The organism is Streptomyces sp. Tue6028 (genome assembly GCF_002300165.1).
In the GTDB taxonomy this organism is placed as follows: Bacteria; Actinomycetota; Actinomycetes; order Streptomycetales; family Streptomycetaceae; genus Streptomyces; species Streptomyces siamensis.
Window position 1 is genome coordinate 1 of the sequence record NZ_MLCE01000014.1, and the last position, 19830, is coordinate 19830.

Genomic DNA, 19830 nt, shown 5'->3' on the forward strand with positions numbered 1-19830 from the left:
AGGGTGCCCGAGGGACGGGCGCGGCAGCTCGCCGGGCGGTCAGACCGCTGTCTGCTCCTCCACGGCCTCCCACAGGCCGGGCAGCGCCGCCTCGGCCGCCGCCGCCCGCTGCTCCTCGCGCCCGTACAGCACGCCGTACGTGAAGGCGTTCTCCCCCGCCCCATGGGCCTGTGCCGACAGCTCACGCAGCGCCTCGCGGGTCATCACGCTGTCCTGGTGGTCGCCGAGCAGGGTCTGCAGGGACTTCATGGACCTGACCAGATCGTCCGCGGGCCCTCCGAGGGCGGGGGTGGCGGCCTCGGCCGCGTACCGGGCGCGCTTGGCCTTCTTGCGGGCCTCGTGCATCGCGCCGTCGCGGTCGGCGCCCGGGGGCAGGTCGAGGGCCTGGCCGACCAGGCCAGCGACCTTCCCGTAGTCCTTGCGGACGGCCTTCGCGATCACCGTCGAGGGGTCGCCGCCCGCCGCCTCGAGCAGCGGAGGGTCGGTGACGAGCGCGTCGAGCGCGATCAGCAGGTCGAGGTACCTGCTGCCGTCCAGTACGGCGATCAGGCGCCGCCGGGAGCCGCCGCTGCGGGCGTGGGCCCAGGTGCGCAGCCGGGTGCGGACGGGCCCGGCGACCAGGGTGCGGGGAAGGCCGTCGAGGGACTCGGTGAGCCGTTCGGTGAGTACTTCCTGGTCGCGGTCGACGCCCAGCTCGCCCGCGAGCCACTTCAGTTCGTCACCGATCGGATCGGTGACGGAACGGTCGAGGACCTTGGCGTACGAGCGGAAGGCGCTGCGCATCCGGCGGGTGGCGACGCGCATGCTGTGCACGGAGTCGTAGACGTCGCGGCGGACGGCGGGGTCCAGTTCGACGATCGCGTCGCGCTGGGCGCGGAGGTAGGCGAGGACATGGTCCCCCGCCGTGACGGGGGCGTCCTCGGGCCCGGCGGCGGCGGACTTCTTCTTGCCCGTCTCGCCGAGCGCCCTGGCGAGCTTCGAGGGCGCGGAGGAGCGGCTGATGCCCGCCTTGCGGAGCTTCTTCTCGACCTTGTCGAGGAAGGCGGGGTCGCCGTCGTCCGCGAGTTCCACCTCGATCTCGGTCCACTCGGCGGTGCCTTTGCCGCCGCTGAGCCGCTCCGCGTGGACGCGGTCGAGGCTGACCTCGGCGAGCAGGGCGCCGGAGGCGTCGACGAGGTGGCGGACGTCGCGGGCCGACAGCAGGCGGACGAGGGGGACGAGTTCGGCGTCGCGGACACGGGAGCGGACGAGGCCGCTCAGCGCGCGGGGGACGGTGTCGGAGAGCGGCGCGCGGATCTCGTCACGGACGCCTTCGGAGACAGGGAGTTTGAGGTGCCAGCCCGCGTCGTCACCGCCGGTGCGGCGGCGCAGCGTGAGGGAGGCGGCGGCGAGCCGCTGGTCGGCCGTGTCGTAGTAGGTGGCGTCGAGCTCGGCCAGACCCTTGTCGATGACGCCGGCGACTCCCGGTACGCGGGTCAGATCCGGCAGACCGGTATCCCCTCCGGCCGAGGGACCCTCGTACTTCCGCTCGATTTCGCGCTTCGTGTCCGCCATGAACCGAATCTAGTGCCGTCGGGGCCGGGATGGCAGTGCCCGGCCCCGCGGGAGTGCAGGAAGGGGCCGGAATTCGCCCCGGCCCCGGACCAGGGCCCGGCTCCCAGGCCGGTGCCTACGCCAGGCACCGGCACCGGCACCGGCTACGCCGACATAGGCCGCTGCACCCGGATCGACTGCAACAGCCCGACGGCCACCCATACCGCGAACATGGACGAGCCGCCGTACGAGACGAACGGCAGGGGAAGGCCGGCGACGGGCATGATGCCGAGCGTCATGCCGACGTTCTCGAAGGCCTGGAAGGCGAACCAGGCGATGATGCCGGCGGCGACGATCGTGCCGTACAGCTCGGTCGTCTCGCGGGCGATGCGGCAGGCGCGCCACAGGATGACGCCCAGCAGGACGAGGATCAGCCCGGCGCCGACGAAGCCCAGTTCCTCCCCCGCCACCGTGAAGACGAAGTCGGTCTGCTGCTCGGGGACGAACTGGCCGGTGGTCTGCGAGCCGTGGCCGAGCCCGGTGCCGAAGAGACCGCCCGAACCGATGGCGATACGGGCCTGGTTGGTGTTGTAGCCGACGCCGGCCGGGTCGAGGTCGGGGTTGGCGAAGGCGGCGAAGCGGTTGATCTGGTACTCGTCCAGGATGTGCAGCTGCCAGACGGCGATCGCGCCGAGGGCGCCGGTGCCGAGCAGGCCGAAGACCCAGCGGTTGGAGGCGCCGGAGGCGAGCAGCACACCGAGGATGATGATCACCATGACCATGACCGAGCCGAGGTCGGGCATGAGCAGCACGATCATGATCGGGACGGCGGCGAGGCCGAGGGCCTGAAGGACCGTGCGGTGGTCGGGGTAGGGCTTGTCGCCCGCGTCGACACGGGCCGCGAGGAGCATCGCCATGCCCAGGATGATCGTGATCTTCACGAACTCGGAGGGCTGGAGCGAGAAGCCGCCGCCGAAGACGATCCAGGCGTGGGCGCCGTTGACGGTGGCACCCAGCGGGGTCAGCACCAGCAGGATCATGAAGACGGAGACGCCGTACAGGATCGGCACGGCCGTGCGCAGGGTGCGGTGGCCGAGCCAGATCGTGCCGACCATCAGGGCGAACCCGATGCCGGTGTTCATGAGGTGCCGGACGAGGAAGTAGTACGGGTCGCCCTGGTTGATCTCGGTGCGGTTGCGGGTCGCCGAGTAGACGAGCGCCGTACCGATCAGCGAGAGCGCGATCGCCGACAGCAGTATCGGCCAGTCGAGCCGGCGGGCCAGCGAGTCGCGGGCGAACAGGCGGGTCCAGCCGGCACGTTCGGGTCCGTACCCGGAGACGGAGAAGTTGTTCGCTCCGGTCATGTCGGCATCCTCAGCAGCTTCGTCGCTCCGGTCGTCATGTCAGGTTCCTCCGCCGCTTCTTCGGGCGGGCGGTGCGCCTGCGGGTGTCGCGGTTGCTCGCGGTCGGCGACGGTGTGGTGCCGGCGGGCTGCTCCTGGTCGCCGTCCTCGGACGTGTCCTTCTCGGTGGCCTGAAGGTCCTTGGCCGGGTCCTTGGACATCGCCGGTGCGTCGATCGAGCCGTCGGTCTGGATCTTCGGCAGGCTCTTCTGCGGGGTGGGCAGCAGGGCCCTCTTCTTGTCGATCGAGCCGTCGGTGCCGACGCCGTAGAGCGCGTTGTAGATGCTGCGCACGGCCTCACCGGAGGCGCCGGAACCCGTACCGGCCTGGGCGATCGTCATGACGATCGTGTAGTCCTTGGAGTACGTGGCGAGCCAGGACGTGGTCTGCTTGCCGTAGACCTCGGCGGTACCGGTCTTGGCGTGCAGCGGGATCTTGTCCTGCGGCCAGCCGCCGAACTTCCAGGCGGCCGTACCGCGGGTGACGACGCCTTCGAGGGCGGCGTCCATGCCCTTGAGCGTGGCCTTGGTGATCGGCAGCTTGCCGCTGACCCGGGGCTTGATCTCCTGGACCGACTTGCCGTCGGCGCTGACGATCGCCTTGCCGAGGGTCGGCTTGTACATGGTGCCGCCGTTGGCGAGTGCCCCGTAGATCACGGCCTCCTGGATCGGGGTGACGAGCGTGTCGCCCTGACCGATGGAGTAGTTGATCGAGTCACCCTCGCGCATCTTGTTGCCCTCGAGGCAGTTCTCGTACGCGATCTTCTCGACGTAGCTGCCGTTCTTCTTGCCGGTCTTGCACCAGGCGTCCTTGTTGGCCTTCCAGTAGTCGGCCTTCCACTTCCGGTCCGGGATGCGGCCGGTGACCTCGTTGGGCAGGTCGAGGCCGGTCTCCTTGCCGAGGCCGAACTGGTGGGCGGTCTTGTAGAAGTAGTCCTTCGGGGTCTTCTTCGGGTTGATGCCGCCGTCCCTCTTCCACTCCCGGTCGGCGAGTCCGTAGAAGACGGTGTCGCAGGAGACCTCCAGCGCCCGGCCGAGCGAGATGGGACCGAAGCTCTCGCCCTCGAAGTTCTTGAAGGTCTGACCGCCGACGGAGTACGAGCTGGTGCACGGGTACCGGCCGTCGAAGTCGTATCCGGCCTCCACCGCGGCGGCCGTGGAGACCACCTTGAACGTCGAGCCGGGCGCCGACTGACCCTGTATGGCGCGGTTCAGCAGCGGGTAGTTGGACTTCTTGCCGGTGAGCCGCGCGTAGTCCTTGCCGGAGATGCCGCCGACCCAGGCGTTCGGGTCGTACGACGGGTTGGACGCCATGGCGACGACCCGGCCGGTCTTGGCCTCCATCACCACGACCGCGCCGGAGTCGGCCTTGTAGTTCTCGCCGGTGATCTTGTCGAACTGGGTGCGGGCGATCTTCATCGCCTCGTTCAGTTCGTACTCGGCGACGCGCTGCACCCGGGCGTCGATGCTGGTGACCAGGTTGGCGCCGGGTTCGGCCTCGTCGCTCTTGGCCTTGCCGATGACGCGGCCGAGGTTGTCGACCTCGTAGCGGGTGACGCCGGCCTTGCCGCGCAGTTCCTTGTCGTACTCGCGCTCCAGGCCGCTGCGGCCGACCTGGTCGGAGCGCAGGTAGGGCGAGTCGCTGTCCTTGGCCTTGGTGATCTCGTCGTCGGTGACGGGCGAGAGATAGCCGAGGACCTGTGCGCTGTTGGCCTTGCCGGGGGCGGCGTAGCGGCGCACGGCCTCGGGCTCGGCGGTGATGCCGGGGAAGTCCTCGGAGCGCTCGCGGATCTGCAGGGCCTGCCTGGGGGTGGCCTCGTCGGTGATGGGGATCGGCTGGTAGGGCGAGCCGTTCCAGCAGGGCTGCGGCGTCTTGGCGTCGCAGAGGCGGACCTTCTCCATGACGTCCTTGGGCTTCATGCCCAGGACCGCGGCGAGCTTGGTCAGGACGGCCTTGCCGTCGTCCTTCATCTTCAGCAGATCGGTGCGGGAGGCGGAGACCACGAGCCGGGTCTCGTTGTCGGCGATGGGCACGCCCCGCGCGTCCAGGATCGAGCCGCGCACGGCGGGCTGCACGACCTGCTGGACGTGGTTGCCGGAGGCTTCCTTGGCGTACTCGTCCCCGTTGCGGATCTGGAGGTACCAGAGGCGTCCGCCGAGCGTGCCGAGGAGGGAGAGTACGAGAATCTGGATGACGACGAGCCGGATCTGGACCCGTGGGGTCCGGCCGGTCTCGGGAATGTTGGTCACTGGTGCCTCCCCCTCTCAGTGTGTGTACGGGACATACGAGTACACGGCGAACCTGTGCGCGGCGGCGCCGCGGCCGGTCAAGTCCCGTGTCGCGAGCGGCGCTTGGGGTGCGCTCACAGCCGCTTGACCCCCTTGATGCGTCCGGCGCGGGCGACACGCGCCTTGGCCGCCTTGACGCGCAGGCCGCCGCGCTGGCTGCCGATGCGCAGGCCGGTGCCGGACGAGAGCCAGCCGGTGGAGACGTCGGCCGCCTTGGATGAACCGGCCTCGGCGAGCGGGTCGTTGTCGGCGCGCCGGGCCAGGGCCATCAGTGCGGGGACGACGAACGGCGCGAGCAGCAGGTCGTAGACCGCGGCCGTGAGCAGCAGGCTGCTGAGGCCCACGTGGCGGGCGGCGGTGTCGCCGACGAGGGCGCCGACACCGGCGTACAGCAGCGTGGAGCCGATCGCGGCGGCGACGACCACGGCCATCGGTCCGGTCGCCGACTTGAGCTGGCCGGTCTCCGGCTTCACCAGTCCGGCGAGGTAGCCGATGACGCACAGGACGAGCGCGTAGCGTCCGGCGGCGTGGTCGGCGGGCGGTGCGAGGTCGGCGAGCAGGCCGGCTCCGAAGCCGATGAGGGCTCCGCCGACGTGGCCGTAGACCATGGCGAGGGCGAGGACGGTCAGCAGCACCAGGTCCGGGACGGCGCCCGGGAGGTGGAGCCGGGCAAGGACGCTCACCTGGATCACCAGGGCGACGACCACCAGGGTGGCGGAGAGCAGCATCCGGTTGAAACGCATGGGATTCGGCTCCTCCTGTTACTGCTGCTGGCCGTCGTCGGTCGCGTCCGCCGAGGGGGTGACCGTGACGGTCACCGTCGGCGTGGGCGTCGGTTTGGGTTTGGGCGGCAGCACTTCGTCGCGCGGATCCTTGCGGGGGGCCGTGACGACGACGCCGACGATGTCGAGCTTGGTGAACGAGGCGAACGGCTTGACGTAGATCGTGCGGGTCAGGCCTCCGCCGGACGGGTCGACACGGGAGACGACACCGACGGGGACGCCGGGCACGAAGGGCTTGTCGGCCTGCGAGCCGAAGGTGATCAGCCGGTCACCCTTTTTGATCTTGGCCTTGCCGTTGAGGAGTTCGACGCGCAGCGGGCGGTCGCCCTGCCCGGAGGCGAAGCCGAGTTCGTCGCTCGACTCCATCCGGGTGCCGACGGTGAAGTCGGGGTCGTTGGCGAGGAGGACGGTCGCGGTGTCGGGCCCCACCGTGGTGACGCGGCCGACCAGACCGTCGCCGTTCAGGACGGTCATGTCGCGCTTGACGCCGTCGTTGGCGCCGACGTCGATGGTGACGGTCCAGGAGAAGCCCTGGGCGGCCCCTATGGCGATGACCTCGGCTCCCTTGATGCCGTACTGGCCCTCACCGGCCACCTTGATCATCTTGTCGAGCTGCTTGAGGCGGCTGCGGTTGCGGTCGTCGCTTCCGAGCTTCGCCTTCAACGCCGCGTTGTCGCGCTCCAGTTGCGCGATGCGGTCGTGCCGGTCGCCGGAGTCACGGACCGCCGAGATCGCGTTGCCGACGGGGTCGACCGCGGACGACACCCCGTTCTCGATCGGGCCGAAGACGGTGGCGGCGGCCTGTCGGGCACCGTCCACCGGCGAGTCCTGCCCGCCGCGGATGTCCACCGTGATCAGTGCGAACGCGATGGCGATCAGCAGCACCAGGAGCAGCCGGCTCTCTCGTGTGTCCCTCACGTGCGGCGGCCGTGCCTTCCTCGTTGGAATGGTTCAACAGGGGCGAACCCCGAGCAAGAAGATGCTCACGGGGCGATCAGGCTGTTATGGGGGAGGATATGACTCTATGTCGGAGGAGTTTATGCCTCCATATCAACGATCCGCCGCACGAGAAGGGATGATCTCGTACGGCGGAATCGAAGTGTTACGTCATCTGCGGGGCTGGGCGTCCAGGACCTGCTGGAGCGCCTCGAACTCCTCGACACACTTGCCGGAACCGAGCGCCACGCTGTCCAGCGGGTCCTCGGCGATGTGGATCGGCATGCCGGTCTCGCGCCGCAGCCTCTCGTCGAGACCGCGCAGCAGCGCGCCGCCGCCGGTCAGAACGATTCCGCGGTCCATCACATCGCCGGAGAGCTCGGGCGGGCACTTGTCGAGCGTCGTCTTCACGGCGTCGACGATCGCGTTGACCGGCTCCTCGATCGCCTTGCGGACCTCGGCCGCGGAGATGACGACGGTCTTGGGCAGTCCGGAGACCAGGTCCCGGCCACGGATCTCGGTGTGCTCGTCAGCGTCCAGGTCGTACGCCGAACCGATCGTGATCTTGATCTGTTCGGCGGTGCGCTCACCGAGGAGGAGGCTGTACTCCTTCTTGATGTGCTGGATGATCGCATTGTCCAGCTCGTCGCCCGCGACGCGGATGGACTGGGCGGTGACGATGCCGCCGAGCGAGATGACCGCGACCTCCGTGGTGCCGCCGCCGATGTCCACCACCATGTTGCCCGTGGCCTCGTGGACCGGCAGGCCGGATCCGATGGCCGCGGCCATGGGCTCCTCGATGATGTGCACTTGGCGGGCGCCGGCCTGGGACGACGCCTCGATGACGGCACGGCGCTCGACGCCGGTGATACCGGAGGGCACACAGACGACGACACGGGGACGGGCGAGGTAGCGCCGCTTGTGGATCTTCAGGATGAAGTAGCGGAGCATGCGCTCGGTGATCTCGAAGTCGGCGATCACACCGTCCTTCAGCGGACGCACGGCCACGATGTTGCCCGGCGTCCGGCCGATCATCTTCTTCGCTTCCGCGCCGACCGCCAGGATCCCACCGGTGTTGGTGTTGATCGCGACGACGGACGGCTCGTTGAGTACGATCCCGCGACCCCTGACGTACACCAGCGTGTTGGCGGTCCCGAGGTCGACAGCCATGTCACGGCCGATGAACGACATTGAGTTCCCCATCAGGATTCGTCTGGCCTTCCCAAGTGGAGCTTTGACGGCTTTTTAGGACGGCGAGGTGGGTGCAGTGACGTGAAGGCTTCCATCGTAGACGCGCCTGCCCGAACACTGCGCGAGGGTCTTCGCCATTGTCAGCAGATGATGAACCGCCTCGCTTCTGGAGACGGGCCATCGGAGGCATGCGTTCCCCCGATCGCCACGCATATGCCACGGGACGACCGAAAACCATCGGCCGTCCCAGGTCAGGCATCCGAGTGACGTGACGGCCCCTCAGAAAATAATTCGAAAACTTGACATCCGCGACCCTCAGACACGACCCGGGAAGAAGATCTTCAGCTCACGCTCGGCCGACTCCTCGGAGTCCGACGCGTGGATCAGGTTCTCGCGGACGATGACACCGAAGTCACCGCGGATGGAGCCCGGGGCCGCGGCGATCGGGTCGGTCGGACCGGCCAGCGCCCGCACACCCTCGATGACGCGCTCGCCCTCGACGACCAGCGCCACGACGGGGCCCGAGGACATGAACGCCACCAGCGGCTCGTAGAACGGCTTGCCCTTGTGCTCGCCGTAGTGCTGCTCCAGCGTGTCCTGGTCCAGCGTCCGCAGCTCCAGCGCGGTGATCTGCCAGCCGGCCTTGCGCTCGATACGGCTGATGATCTCGCCGGTCAGTCCCCGACGGACGGCATCGGGCTTGAGGAGGACGAGGGTGCGCTGGCTCACGGGGTGGCTCCTTCAGGTCACAAGTGTGCGGATGACCGAGGCTACAGGGCGTGTCCGGGTGCCTGTTACGCAGAGTCAGGTGTGACGGGCACCGGGCGCGCCCGGCCCTCCCGGGACGAACCCTCCCGCGCGGCGCGCGGGAGGGACAACTCGCGGGCGGCTACGCCGCGTTGTGGCCGGCCTCCGCCTGGGCGGCGAACCTCGCCTTCGCCTCGTCGATCTTGCGACCGTAGTGGACGGACGCCCACCACAGGGCCGCGAAGATCGCGCCGAGGAAGAACATGGACGGCACCACGAACCCGCCGGCGATCAGCGCGATCTGCAGCGCCCAGCCGAGCTGGACACCCCCGGGCCGGGTGATCATGCCGCAGAGCAGCACGCTCAACGCCATGACGATCCCGCTGACGGTCCACACCGTGGACGTCGACAGATCCGGGTCCTTCATGGCGACGAGCCCGGCGAAACCGATCACGAAGAACTCGCCGATCAGCGTCGAAGCACAGAGCGTACGCATGTGGGTCAGCCCCTCCCCAGCAGCAGCCGGGCCTCGCCGACCGTGATGACCGAACCGGTGACGAGGACGCCTCCGCCCGCGTACTCGCCCTCCTCCTCGGCGAGCGTGATCGCGGCCTCCAGGGCGTCGTCGAGCCGCGGCTCGACCTGCACCCGCTCGTCGCCGAAGATCTCGACGGCGATCCCGGCCAGCTCGTCCACGTCCATCGCGCGATGGCTGGAGTTCTGCGTCACGACGACCTCGGCGAAGATCGGCTCGAAGGCCTCCAGCAGCCCGCGTACGTTCTTGTCGCCGCTCGCGCCGACGACACCGATCAGCCGGCTGAAGTCGAAGACCTCGCTGACGGCCTCGGCGGTGGCACGGGCTCCGGCCGGATTGTGCGCGGCGTCCAGGACGACGGTCGGCGAGCGGCGCACGATCTCCAGGCGGCCCGGCGAGGAGACCGAGGCGAAGGCCTTGCGGACGGTGTCGATGTCGAGCCGCTCGGCGCGGGCCGCGCCGACGCCGAAGAACGCCTCGACCGCGGCGAGCGCCACGGCCGCGTTGTGCGCCTGGTACGCCCCGTGCAGCGGCAGGAAGACGTCCTCGTACTCCCCGCCGAGCCCGCGCAGCGTCACCAGCTGTCCGCCGACGGCGACCTGCCGTGCGACGACGCCGAACTCCAGGCCCTCGCGGGCGACGGTGGCGTCGACCTCCACGGCCTTCTTCAGCAGCACCTGGGCCGCGTCGACCGGCTGCTGCGCCAGGATGACGGTGGCGCCCTGCTTGACGATGCCGGCCTTCTCGACGGCGATCTCGCCGGGGGTCCCGCCGAGCCGGTCGGTGTGGTCGAGGTCGATGGGCGTCACCACGGCGACGTCACCGTCGATCACATTGGTGGCGTCCCAGCTGCCGCCCATGCCGACCTCGACGACGGCCACGTCGACCGGCGCGTCCGCGAAGGCGGCGTACGCCATGCCGGTCAGCACCTCGAAGAAGGACAGCCGGTACTCCTGCTGCGAGTCGACCATCTCCACGTACGGCTTGATGTCCTCGTACGTCTCGATGAACCGCTCGGCGGAGATCGGCGCTCCGTCCAGGCTGATCCGCTCGGTGACCGACTGCACGTGCGGGCTGGTGTACCGCCCGGTGCGCAGGTCGAAGGCGCCGAGGAGGGCCTCGATCATGCGGGCCGTGGACGTCTTGCCGTTCGTCCCGGTGATGTGGATGGAGGGGTAGGCGCGCTGCGGCTCGCCGAGCACGTCCATCAGGGCGGCGATCCGGGCGACGGACGGCTCCAGCTTGGTCTCGCCCCAGCGGGTCGCGAGCTCCGCCTCGACCTCGCGCAGCGCCTTGTCGACCTCGGGGTCGGCCGGGCGCGCGGGGACGTCGGCCGCCGGGGCGCCACCTCCCTGGGTGCGCAGGGTGCGGCTGCCGGCCTCGATCACCGCCAGGTCGGGGTCTCGGTCGGTCTCGGCCGCGACGATCTCGTCGAAGAGACCCAGCGGATCGCGGGGCTCCGGCTCGTCCGGCTCGCTGCTGTCGTGCGGGGGCAGGTCACTCACGAGGCCAGTCTACGGAGCGCCGCGGGGTTGTGTTCGTGTGGGGTTTTCGCCCCGTCCGCCCGACCCGTCCCTGGTCCGCGCACGTGGGGCTTCCGGGGCCCCGCACGGGCTCGTGCGGCCTCGGCGCCGGGCGCCGGAGGGCAGACAGCGTGACACCCCAAGGAGCCCTGCTCCCCGGGGTGTCACGCGCCGGCGCCTACGCCTCGGGCAGGCGGTCCAGCTGTGCCTGGATACGGGCGATGTCCTCGTCCGCCTTGGCGAGCCGCGTGCGGATCTTCTCCACGACGTTGTCCGGCGCCTTGGCGAGGAAGGCCTCGTTGCCGAGCTTGGCGTTCGCCTGGGCCTTCTCCTTCTCTGCGGCCGCGAGGTCCTTCGCAAGGCGCTTGCGCTCCGCGGCCACGTCGATGGTGCCCGACAGGTCGAGGGCGACCTCGGCGCCCGCGACCGGCAGGGTCGCCGTGGCCGAGAAGCCGTCGCCCTCCGGCTGAAGACGCAGCAGTTGGCGGATGGCCGCCTCGTGCGGGGCGAACGCCGTGCCGTCGAGCGTCAGCCGGGCCGGGACGCGCTGGCCGGGCTGGAGGCCCTGGTCGGCGCGGAACCGGCGGACCTCGGTGATGACCTGCTGGAGCGACTCGATCTCCCGCTCCGCGGCGTCGTCACGGAAGCCGCTGTCCTTCGGCCAGTCGGCGACGACGACCGACTCGCCACCGGTGAGGGTGGTCCAGAGGGTCTCCGTCACGAACGGGACGACCGGGTGGAGCAGGCGCAGCGTCACGTCCAGGACCTCACCGAGGACCCGGCCGGAGACCTTCGCGGCCTCGCCGCCGCCCATGAACGTCGTCTTGGACAGCTCGACGTACCAGTCGAAGACCTCGTCCCAGGCGAAGTGGTAGAGCGCGTCGGAGAGCTTCGCGAACTGGAAGTCCTCGTAGAACGCGTCGACCGCGGCCACGGTCTTGTTGAGCCGGGACAGGATCCAGCGGTCGGTCGCCGACAGCTTCTCCGGCTCGGGGAGCGGGCCCTCGACCGTCGCGCCGTTCATCAGCGCGAAGCGGGTGGCGTTCCAGATCTTGTTGGCGAAGTTCCGGGAGGCCTGGACCCAGTCCTCGCCGATCGGCACGTCCGTACCGGGGTTGGCACCGCGGGCCAGGGTGAAGCGGACGGCGTCGGAGCCGTACTTGTCCATCCAGTCGAGCGGGTCGACGACGTTGCCGAAGGACTTCGACATCTTCTTGCCGCGCTCGTCGCGGACCAGGCCGGTGAGGGCGATGGTCTTGAACGGGACCTCGCCGTCCATCGCGTACAGACCGAACATCATCATCCGGGCGACCCAGAAGAAGATGATGTCGTGGCCGGTGAGCAGGACGTCGGTCGAATAGAACTTCTGCAGGTCGGGGGTGTTCTCCGGCCAGCCGAGCGTGGAGAACGGCCACAGGCCCGAGGAGAACCAGGTGTCGAGGACGTCGGTGTCCTGACGCCAGCCCTCACCGGTCGGCGCCTCCTCGTCGGGACCGACGCAGACGACCTCGCCGTCCGGCCCGTACCAGACGGGGATGCGGTGGCCCCACCACAGCTGGCGCGAGATGCACCAGTCGTGCATGTTGTCGACCCAGTCGAAGTAGCGCTTCGACATGTCGGCGGGGTGGATGGCGACCCGGCCGTCACGGACCGCGTCACCGGCGGCCTGCGCCAGCGGGCCGACCTTGACCCACCACTGCATGGACAGGCGCGGCTCGACGGTCGTCCGGCAGCGCGAGCAGTGGCCCACGGAGTGGGCGTACGGGCGCTTCTCGGCGACGATCCGGCCCTGCGAGCGCAGCGCCGCGACGATGGCGCTGCGTGCCTCGAAGCGGTCCAGGCCCTGGAAGGGCCCGTGAACGGTGATGACGGCCCGCTCGTCCATGACCGTGATCGACTCCAGGCCGTGGCGCTGGCCGATCGCGAAGTCGTTCGGGTCGTGGGCGGGGGTGACCTTGACGGCACCGGTGCCGAACTCGGGGTCGACGTGGGTGTCGGCGACGACGGGGATGGTCCGGTCGGTGAGCGGCAGCTTGATCCGCTTGCCCACCAGGTGCTTGTACCGCTCGTCGTCGGGGTGGACGGCGACGGCGGTGTCGCCGAGCATCGTCTCGGCACGGGTGGTGGCGACCACGAGGGTCTCGTCGCCCTCCCCGTACTTGATGGAGACGAGCTCGCCGTCGTCCTCCTGGTACTCGACCTCGATGTCCGAGATCGCCGTCAGACAGCGCGGGCACCAGTTGATGATGCGTTCGGCGCGGTAGATCAGCTCGTCGTCGTACAGCTTCTTGAAGATGGTCTGGACGGCCTTCGACAGGCCCTCGTCCATGGTGAACCGCTCGCGGTCCCAGTCGACGCCGTCCCCGAGGCGCCGCATCTGGCCGAGGATCTTGCCGCCGTACTCTTCCTTCCACTGCCAGACGCGCTCGACGAACTCCTCGCGCCCGAGGTCCTGCCGGGACTTGCCCTCCTCGGCGAGCTGCTGCTCGACCTTGTTCTGGGTGGCGATGCCGGCGTGGTCCATGCCGGGCAGCCACAGGGCCTCGTACCCCTGCATGCGCTTGCGGCGGGTGAGGGCGTCCATCAGCGTGTGCTGGAAGGCGTGGCCCAGGTGCAGGGAACCGGTGACGTTCGGCGGGGGGATGACGATGGTGTACGCCGGCTTCTCGCTCTTCGCGTCGGCGGCGAAGTACCCCTTGTCCACCCAGCGCTCGTACAGCTTCCCCTCTACCTCGGCCGGCGCGTACTGGGTCGGCAGTTCGGGAGTGGATGCTGGCGGCTGCTGCTGAGCGTTGTCGGTCACGGGGTCAGTTTAGGGGCGTCACGCCCCTGTCCCGAAACACGATTCTTTCGTAACGGTGCGGGCCCCGGGGGGTGGGGCGCCTGACCTGTGCGCCAGGATGTTCGGAACACATAAGCATCTGGAGGGGAACCCAGTAATGAGCTACAACCAGCCGGGCCCGTACGGCGGGCAGCCCCAGCAGCCCGGACCGCACGGTCAGCCGGGCCCGTACGGCCAGCAGCCGCCGCAGGCCCCCCAGCCCGGCTACGGCTACCCCCAGCAGGCGCCGCCCGCGCAGCAGCCCGGCTACGGCTACCCGCAGCAGGCCCCCCAGGGCGTCCCGCCGCAGACCCCTCCCTACGGCCAGCAGCCGTACGGCCAGCAGCCCTACGGCGCCGTGCCGCAGCCGCCGGCCCCGGAGGGCGGCAAGAAGAAGACCGGCCTCATCATCGGCGCGGTCGCGGTCGTCGCGGCGATCGCGGTGGGCGCGTACTTCGTGATCGGCGGCGGAGGCGGCGGCTCGGACGTCGCGGACGACGGCCCGCACAAGCTGACGACGCCTGCGACGGTGATCAACGGCGAGTACAAGAAGAGCGACAAGTCCGACGACACCGGCGGCATGACCAAGTCGGACCTGAAGGACGCCGAGGGCTGGGGTGTGCAGAACCCCAAGGACGTGAGCGCGGCGTACCAGTCGGGTGACGAGAGCAACCCGCTCGCCATGAAGCAGATCTCGTTCGGCGGTGTCTACGGCACCATCGACGACCCCGAGAAGGCCGTCGACAACATGTTCGCCGACATGAAGAAGAACCAGGAGAAGGAGGGCACCGACGACGGCGAACTCGTCGGCAGCCCCAAGGCCTACGAGCCGAGCGGCCTCGACGGCGCCGTCCTCAAGTGCCAGGAGGTCAAGGTCAAGAACGACAAGTCCTCCTCGGGCGGCCCCAGCGAGTTCACGATGCCGGTCTGCATCTGGGGCGACCACAGCACCCTCGGGTTCGTCATGCCGATCGACATCGCCAGCATGATGGCCGGCAAGGGCAGCACTCCGGAGGCCGCGGCCGACATCGCCGCCAAGCTCCGCAAGGACGTCCGCGTCAAGATCTGACGCGCGGAACGGACGACGGAGGTGGGGCCCGGCCGGACGGCCGGGCCCCACCTCCGTTTGTGCTCAGGGCAGTTGGCCGGGAGGCCCGACGCCCTGTGCGCACGCAGAAGGGCGCCCGGTGAGATTCACCGGGCGCCCTTCGCCGTATGCCTGGCCGGCGTTACGCCGTCTTCTGCTCCCCCGAGCCGCCGCGGCGGGCGTCGCGGGGGATCAGGGTGGGGTTCACGTTCGAGTGGACGACGTCCGCCGTGATGACGACCCGGGCGACGTCCTTGCGCGAGGGGACCTCGTACATCACTGACATCAGGACTTCCTCCATGATGGCGCGCAGACCACGGGCACCGGTCTGGCGGAGGATGGCCTGGTCGGCGATGGCCTCCAGGGCCTCACGCTCGAAGTCCAGCTCCACGCCGTCGAGTTCGAAGAGGCGCTGGTACTGCTTCACCAGTGCGTTGCGCGGCTCGACGAGGATCTGGAGCAGGGCCTCGCGGTCCAGGTTGTGGACCGAGGTGATGACGGGCAGACGCCCGATGAACTCGGGGATCATGCCGAACTTGACCAGGTCCTCGGGCATGACGTCCTCGAACTGGTCCTTGGACTCCAGCTCCCGCTTGGAGCGGATGGTCGCACCGAAGCCGATGCCCTTCGCGCCCGCCCGCGCCTCGATGAGCTTCTCCAGGCCCGCGAAGGCACCGCCCACGATGAACAGGACGTTCGTCGTGTCGATCTGGATGAACTCCTGGTGCGGGTGCTTGCGGCCGCCCTGGGGCGGTACGGAGGCGGTGGTGCCCTCCAGGATCTTCAGCAGGGCCTGCTGGACGCCCTCACCGGACACGTCACGCGTGATCGACGGGTTCTCGCTCTTGCGGGCGACCTTGTCGATCTCGTCGATGTAGATGATGCCGGTCTCGGCCTTCTTGACGTCGTAGTCCGCCGCCTGGATGAGCTTCAGCAGGATGTTCTCGACGTCCTCGCCGACATACCCCGCCTCGGTCAGCGCGGTCGCGTCGGCGATGGCGAACGGCACGTTCAGCATCCGGGCCAGGGTCTGCGCCAGGAGCGTCTTGCCCGAGCCCGTGGGGCCGAGCAGCAGGATGTTCGACTTCGCCAACTCGATGGCGTCGTCACGGTTCTGGCCGGTGCTGTTCTCGCCGGCCTGGACCCGCTTGTAGTGGTTGTACACCGCGACCGAGAGGGCCTTCTTGGCCGACTCCTGGCCGACCACGTACCCCTCCAGGAACTCGTAGATCTCGCGGGGCTTGGGGAGTTCCTCCCACCGCACCTCGCTCGTCTCCGCGAGCTCCTCTTCGATGATCTCGTTGCAGAGATCGATGCACTCGTCGCAGATGTACACACCGGGGCCTGCGATGAGCTTCTTGACCTGCTTCTGGCTCTTGCCACAGAACGAGCACTTGAGCAGATCGCCGCCGTCACCGATGCGTGCCACGGTGTGCTTCCCCTTCGCCTGGGAGACGCCTAGGTCCAGCGGCTCCTGGTGCTGCCTTATGTCCGACGGTACCTTGCCGAGCCCCCCGTTCGGGCCCCCCTTGGCGTGGTTCACTTTGTCGTGAACCACACCAAGGAGCGACAGACGGTACAGCGATACGTCACACGACCGCGGAGTTGTTCATCTTCCGGGTGGAGATGATCTGGTCGATCAGACCGTACGCGAGCGCGTCCTCGGCGGTGAGGATCTTGTCGCGCTCGATGTCCTCGCGGATCTTCTCGATCGGCGTGGTCGAGTGCTTGGCCAGCATCTCTTCGAGCTGCGAACGCATCCGGAGGATCTCGTTCGCCGCGATCTCGAGGTCCGAGACCTGGCCGCGGCCGGTCTCGCTGTAGGGCTGGTGGATCAGCACTCGGGCGTTCGGCAGCGCCATGCGCTTGCCCGGCGTACCGGCGGCCAGCAGGATCGCGGCGGCCGAGGCGGCCTGGCCCATGCAGACCGTCTGGATGTCCGGCTTCACGAACTGCATCGTGTCGTAGATGGCCGTGAGCGCCGTGAAGGAGCCGCCGGGGCTGTTGATGTAGACCGAGATGTCACGGTCGGGGTCCATCGACTCCAGGCACAGCAGCTGCGCCATGACGTCGTTGGCGGAGGCGTCGTCGATCTGCACGCCGAGGAAGATCACGCGCTCCTCGAAGAGCTTCGCGTACGGGTCGTACTCGCGCACGCCCTGCGAGGTGCGCTCGACGAAGCGCGGGATGACGTAGCGGGACTCCGCGCGAGGGCCGGTGTACTCGGCCTGCGTGCGGGCGTAGAGGCCGCTGCCGGGGAAGTCGTTCACTGTGTCTCCTGAAGAGCCTGAAAAGGGCTGAGGCGGTCGGCTGGGGGCCTTGAGGGGCGCGTGTACGTCGATGCACTCCGGCTCGCGCCACAGTGCGCCGCGTACGCCGGTTACGCCGCCCCGGTGCCGCCGCCGCCCGGCATGCCGGCAGCGGTGGGCATGATGTCGTCGATGAGGCCGTACTCCTTGGCCTCGATCGGGTCGAACCAGCGGTCGCGGTCCGAGTCACGAGTGATCTGCTCGACCGTCTGCCCGGTGTGGAAGGAGGTCAGCTCCGCCATCCGCTTCTTGGTGTGCAGCAGCCGCTCGGCGTGGATCTTGATGTCCGACGCGGAGCCGGCGAGGCCCGCGGAGGGCTGGTGGATCAGGATCTCGGCGTTCGGCAGGGCGAAGCGCTTTCCGGGGGTACCGGCACTGAGCAGGAACTGGCCCATCGAGGCCGCCATGCCCATGGCGATCGTCACCACGTCGTTCTTGATGTACTGCATGGTGTCGTAGATCGCCATGCCGGCCGTGATCGATCCGCCGGGGCTGTTGATGTAGAGGTAGATGTCCTTGTCCGGGTCGGAGGCAAGGAGCAGCAGCTGCGCAGTGATCTTGTTGGCGATGTCGTCGTCCACCGGCTGGCCGAGGAAGATGATCCGCTCGTTGAGCAGCCGGTTGTAGACCTGGTCGCCGAGGCCACCACCGAAGTTGGGCTCACCGGCGGCGGAGGGCATCAGATTCGTCACGTATCCACCTGCTCGTCTTACGACGGCGCCGGGCCGTCTCACGTCTTCTGCAGGGGCCTGGGACCCCGGGTTCCGCACCGCCTCCCGGCGGCGTCCGGGGACTCCCCTGCCCTCGTATTCATGGACCCTAACGCGCGGCTCCCTCCGGGGAATCCCGCAGAGGGAACTGTTCGCTGTGAGCGCATGCGCTCCGCTCGCTCCACCAGGGTCTCGGTCCCGTTGCCCGGGGGGCTCGGGGCGGTGGGGGCACCCCCGAACGGCCGCACCCGACGAGGGCCCGGGGGGCGGGACGCGGCTGCGGGACGGTGGGGGTTGCTCGCGCAGTTCCCCGCGCCCCTGGGCATGTCGGTGGGGGCCGCGGAGCGAAGGTCCCGGGGCCCCTGGGCATGTCCGTGGGGGCCCGCGGAGCGGAGGTCCCGGGGCCCCTGCGGGGTATGCCGACGGGCCCCCGGGGACGTGGGAGTCTCCGGGGGCCCGTCGAAGGCTTACCGCTGAGGCGATCAGGCCTCGGTGGTCTCCTCGGACTCGGTGGCGGCCTCGACGGTCTCGGCCGTCTCGTCCTCCTCGTCGTCCAGGTCGACGATCTCGCCGTTGGTGTCCTTGACCGTGGCGGCCTCGACGACGACCGCGAGGGCCTTGCCGCGGGCGACCTCGCCGACGAGCATCGGCACCTGGCCGCCCTCGACGACGGCCTGGGCGAACTGGTCGGGGGACATGCCGGAGGAGGCCGCGCGCCGCATGAGGTGCTCGGTGAGCTCCTCCTGGTTGACGTTCAGCTTCTCCTTGTTGACGAGCTCGTCAAGGACGAACTGCGTCTTGATGCCCTTGACCGCCGCTTCCTTGGTCTCGGCGTCGAACTCTTCCTCGGTCTTGCCCTGGATCTCCAGGTACTTCGCGAGGTCGAGGCCCATCTGGCCGAGCTGGTGGTGCTCCAGGTTGTGCTTGCGGGTGTTGATCTCGTCCTCGAGCAGCTTCTCGGGGACGGGCACCTCGACCAGCTCGAGCAGCTTCTCCAGGACGCGCTCCTGGGCCTGCGTGGCCTGGTCGTACTGCTTCATGTTCTCGAGGCGCTTGCGGCTGTCCGCCTTGAGCTCGTCGAGGGTGTCGAACTCGGAGGCGAGCTGCGCGAAGTCGTCGTCGAGCTCGGGGAGCTCACGCGCGGCGACCTGGGTGACCTTGACGGCGACCTCGGCCTCCTTGCCGGCGGCTGAGCCGCCCTTGAGCTCGGAGGTGAAGGTGGCCTCGCCACCGGCCTCCAGGCCCTTCACGGCGTCGTCGATGCCGTCGAGCAGCTCGCCGGAGCCGATGGTGTAGGAGACACCGCTGGCGATGCCGTCCTCCAGCACCTCGCCGTCGACCTTGGCCTCCAGGTCGATGGTGACGACGTCGCCGTCCTCGGCGGCGCGCTCGACCGGGGAGGTCGACGCGAAGCGCTCGCGCAGGTCGGAGACGGCCTTGTCGATGTCCTCGTCGGTGACCTCGACGGCGTCGACCTCGACCTCGATGCCGGAGTAGTCCGGGATCTCGATGGCGGGGCGGACGTCGACCTCGGCGGTGAAGTTCAGCGTCTCGCCGTCCTTCAGCTCCGTGATGTCGACCTCGGGCTGGCCGAGGACGTTCAGCTCAGCCTCGTTGACCGCTTCGGTGTAGAACTTCGGGAGCGCGTCGTTGACGGCCTCCTCGAGCACGGCGCCCCGACCGAACCGCTGGTCGATGACGCGCGCCGGGATCTTGCCCTTCCGGAAGCCCTTCACCGTGACCTGCTGGTTGATCTTCTTGTACGCCGCGTCGAGGCTGTCCTTGAGCTCCTCGAAGGGCACCTCGACAGTGAGCCGAACCCGGGTCGGGTTCAGGTTCTCCACGGCGCTCTTCACGGTTCGGTCTCCTTGTGGCTGACTTCTTGGGGGTTCTGCTGCGTGCTCCTGCCGGATCCGGCAGGGCCTTCAGCGGATTCGCGGCCCTTGAGAGACGTGAGAGTGCAGAC

15 protein-coding genes are annotated in these 19830 nt (G+C 69.1%); 1 reads left to right on the plus strand and 14 read right to left on the minus strand.

What is annotated here, in order from left to right:
* Positions 1–39 precede the first annotated feature (39 nt).
* The 10 genes from BKI49_RS12455 to BKI49_RS12500 form a co-directional block, all read right to left on the minus strand.
* Positions 40–1554, minus strand: coding sequence for a CYTH and CHAD domain-containing protein (locus tag BKI49_RS12455; RefSeq protein ID WP_095934317.1), 1515 nt, complete (start codon positions 1552–1554; stop codon positions 40–42).
* Between the two features lie 143 nt (positions 1555–1697).
* Complete coding sequence (gene rodA, locus BKI49_RS12460) at positions 1698–2897, minus strand: rod shape-determining protein RodA (RefSeq protein WP_028802624.1); 1200 nt, start codon at positions 2895–2897, stop codon at positions 1698–1700.
* A gap of 34 nt (positions 2898–2931) precedes the next feature.
* The gene (gene mrdA / locus BKI49_RS12465; RefSeq protein ID WP_095934318.1) at positions 2932–5184 is read right to left on the minus strand and encodes a penicillin-binding protein 2; all 2253 of its coding nucleotides are present in this window, start codon (positions 5182–5184) and stop codon (positions 2932–2934) included.
* 113 nt (positions 5185–5297) lie between these two features.
* Positions 5298–5966 (minus strand): rod shape-determining protein MreD, encoded by a 669-nt coding sequence (gene mreD / locus BKI49_RS12470; RefSeq protein ID WP_095934319.1) that lies wholly within the window; start codon positions 5964–5966, stop codon positions 5298–5300.
* Positions 5967–5984: 18 nt separating this feature from the next.
* Positions 5985–6923 (minus strand): rod shape-determining protein MreC, encoded by a 939-nt coding sequence (mreC, locus tag BKI49_RS12475; protein ID WP_095934320.1) that lies wholly within the window; start codon positions 6921–6923, stop codon positions 5985–5987.
* Positions 6924–7112: 189 nt separating this feature from the next.
* Positions 7113–8132 carry a rod shape-determining protein gene (locus BKI49_RS12480; protein ID WP_028802628.1) on the minus strand — a complete coding sequence of 340 codons (1020 nt, stop codon included), beginning with the start codon at positions 8130–8132 and terminating at the stop codon, positions 7113–7115.
* Positions 8133–8447: 315 nt separating this feature from the next.
* Positions 8448–8861, minus strand: a complete 414-nt coding sequence (ndk, locus tag BKI49_RS12485; protein ID WP_095934321.1) for a nucleoside-diphosphate kinase — start codon at positions 8859–8861, stop codon at positions 8448–8450.
* A 160-nt stretch (positions 8862–9021) separates the two neighbouring features.
* The gene (locus tag BKI49_RS12490; RefSeq protein ID WP_095934322.1) at positions 9022–9375 is read right to left on the minus strand and encodes a DUF4233 domain-containing protein; all 354 of its coding nucleotides are present in this window, start codon (positions 9373–9375) and stop codon (positions 9022–9024) included.
* 5 nt (positions 9376–9380) lie between these two features.
* The gene (gene folC / locus BKI49_RS12495) at positions 9381–10919 is read right to left on the minus strand and encodes a bifunctional tetrahydrofolate synthase/dihydrofolate synthase (RefSeq protein WP_179332424.1); all 1539 of its coding nucleotides are present in this window, start codon (positions 10917–10919) and stop codon (positions 9381–9383) included.
* Between the two features lie 196 nt (positions 10920–11115).
* Positions 11116–13740 (minus strand): valine--tRNA ligase, encoded by a 2625-nt coding sequence (locus BKI49_RS12500; protein ID WP_095934323.1) that lies wholly within the window; start codon positions 13738–13740, stop codon positions 11116–11118.
* Between the two features lie 136 nt (positions 13741–13876).
* Between BKI49_RS12500 and BKI49_RS12505 the strand changes: the two genes are divergently transcribed.
* A complete protein-coding gene (locus BKI49_RS12505) occupies positions 13877–14827 on the plus strand; it encodes a hypothetical protein (protein ID WP_095934324.1) in 951 nt (316 codons plus the stop codon).
* A gap of 160 nt (positions 14828–14987) precedes the next feature.
* On the opposite strand, the gene clpX is transcribed toward BKI49_RS12505, so the two are convergent.
* The 4 genes from clpX to tig all read right to left on the minus strand — a co-directional run bounded on the left by clpX (position 14988) and on the right by tig (position 19720).
* Positions 14988–16274 (minus strand): ATP-dependent Clp protease ATP-binding subunit ClpX, encoded by a 1287-nt coding sequence (clpX, locus tag BKI49_RS12510; RefSeq protein ID WP_028802634.1) that lies wholly within the window; start codon positions 16272–16274, stop codon positions 14988–14990.
* 160 nt (positions 16275–16434) lie between these two features.
* Positions 16435–17115 carry an ATP-dependent Clp protease proteolytic subunit gene (locus tag BKI49_RS12515; protein ID WP_095934325.1) on the minus strand — a complete coding sequence of 227 codons (681 nt, stop codon included), beginning with the start codon at positions 17113–17115 and terminating at the stop codon, positions 16435–16437.
* Between the two features lie 110 nt (positions 17116–17225).
* Entirely contained in the window at positions 17226–17834 is a 609-nt protein-coding gene (locus BKI49_RS12520; protein ID WP_028802636.1) for an ATP-dependent Clp protease proteolytic subunit, read from the minus strand.
* A 512-nt stretch (positions 17835–18346) separates the two neighbouring features.
* Positions 18347–19720 carry a trigger factor gene (gene tig, locus BKI49_RS12525; RefSeq protein ID WP_095934327.1) on the minus strand — a complete coding sequence of 458 codons (1374 nt, stop codon included), beginning with the start codon at positions 19718–19720 and terminating at the stop codon, positions 18347–18349.
* Positions 19721–19830: the final 110 nt, after the last annotated feature.